This is a genomic window from Morganella sp. HMSC11D09, from assembly GCF_001807955.1.
Taxonomy (GTDB): Bacteria; Pseudomonadota; Gammaproteobacteria; order Enterobacterales; family Enterobacteriaceae; genus Morganella; species Morganella morganii.
The window spans coordinates 1-1,703 of record NZ_KV791663.1 but is presented as its reverse complement, the minus strand read 5'-3'; the positions used below and the strand labels follow the sequence as shown (position 1 = coordinate 1,703).

Sequence of the window (1,703 nt, the reverse complement as noted above, 5' to 3'; positions counted from 1 at the left end):
CCGCACACACTAATTCAACATTCCGCACAGTCTTCATTTGCACTGCGCGGCTCTCACTGTAATAAACACAACTGACACTGACCTTCTGCAATATCCAGTTGGTCACGCTCGTATTCATCTATTTTCTGATTTATTGTTTTCCTGCGGCACATTCCCTTTGTTGTTGAATCTGGCCGGAGTTCGTGTCGAATATAATTATTTTCCATCGCGATAATACGTCCGAAATCTTCCGGGTATCTGTCGCGTAACATGATTAATTCAGAACCGGTAAGGTGAGGGCAGCAGATACATGATGATTTACCCGGATAATACAGGCCGACTTCCTCAACCGCTGATGATTCTTTCTCTCCGATATTCCAGTCAACCAGCGGAAACACTTGCACCCATTTATGCTCTGGCTTCCATCGTTCGGCACGTTGCGGCTCATCGGCGTTAATGCCGATAATACGCAGAATACTTCCTGTGTGAGAATCCAGCGGAACGCCTTTTTTCTCAACTCCCCATGCCTTTAAGCATTCAGGGTGATTATGAAAATACTTGTCGGCCGTCTCGACTTTAAATCGCAGTGAGCATGATTTACTGCCGAATGCAGCAGGTGGCAGCGTGTTGTTTTTCTCTGCTGTCTCAATGACACTCAGTGGCTCGCCGTCTTTATCCCACTTTCTCAACACAACAACTTTTGACCACTTCCTTTCATTGCACCAGCTTCTCAGCCAGCCAATAAAATTATAGGTGTGCTCGAACTCAGAGCCGGTATCACAAAATATAATCTCATCCGGTTCATATCCGCGTTTATACATTTCAGCAATGAGCATTACCGTATCATCACCCATCCCGGCCATAACTACGCGGAATGAGGTAGAGAGCCATGCCTTTTCAAAAGGTGGCCTTTCGTTAAATAAAACCATATTGATTATTCCTGAATTGTCAGAGGCGAATTACAGGCACAGTAGAGCCGTGCATTACCAGTAGTAATACAAATCCGATTATGGTCATGGTTATTTATCTAAGTGATAGAGTGGTATGGTTGACTTTGATTTATACTGGGTTATTAATACAGGCTGGTTTCTTCTTATATTCACCAAACCAACAGGAGAAATATAGCCGACTAATTTTAATGCACTGCGCGATTCTTTCCATGCAATCCACATTAAATCAGTCTGCACATTGCGGTAATTCTTTCCGGCATTAACCATAACCAACCTGTCTTTTAATTCTTTAGGGTCGGTATGTAATTTAATAAATTCTTCAAACTGCTGCCGTGATATATCCATCACCCCTCCTGAATCTGCTTAATTACTGGCGCTGATTTTCTGTACCCGGCTTTATATAGGCGATCGGCATACATATAAGCAGTTGCCATGCCTGTGTCAGCAATACCAACGTTTCCTTTGCCGGTGGTTATATTTTGCAGTGACAAGTCTTTTGCCATTTGCTGAATTTCCTTTTCAGCTATTTCTTTCCGCTTTTCATCTGCTAACTTCTTCGCTAAATCCGAGCAGTCAAAACAGATATTTGCCGCCTGTCCTTGAATTAAATTATCTTTCCCGACATAACCACCACAAAGGTTACAGATATCTTTCGGGTCTGGTTCTGGCGTGACAAATTTCATCACTTGTCTGTGCATCACATATTCACTTTTCATATTCATTCCTCTGTTATCAGCATCCCTTCATTACGCTTCATCCTGAAACGGTGGGGTT

General features: G+C 42.9%; 3 protein-coding genes. All 3 read right to left on the bottom strand.

Features of this window, described 5'->3' with window-relative positions; translation table 11 throughout:
* Nucleotides 1-53 precede the first annotated feature (53 nt).
* Nucleotides 54-908 (bottom strand): hypothetical protein, encoded by an 855-nt coding sequence (locus tag HMPREF3119_RS05680; protein ID WP_139144832.1) that lies wholly within the window; start codon nucleotides 906-908, stop codon nucleotides 54-56.
* 90 nt (nucleotides 909-998) lie between these two features.
* Complete coding sequence (locus tag HMPREF3119_RS05675) at nucleotides 999-1,274, bottom strand: phiTE_015 family protein (RefSeq protein ID WP_070578851.1); 276 nt, start codon at nucleotides 1,272-1,274, stop codon at nucleotides 999-1,001.
* Complete coding sequence (locus HMPREF3119_RS05670; RefSeq protein ID WP_070578847.1) at nucleotides 1,274-1,645, bottom strand: hypothetical protein; 372 nt, start codon at nucleotides 1,643-1,645, stop codon at nucleotides 1,274-1,276. Before HMPREF3119_RS05670 ends, HMPREF3119_RS05675 begins: the two co-directional genes overlap by 1 nt.
* Between the last annotated feature and the right edge of the window lie 58 nt (nucleotides 1,646-1,703).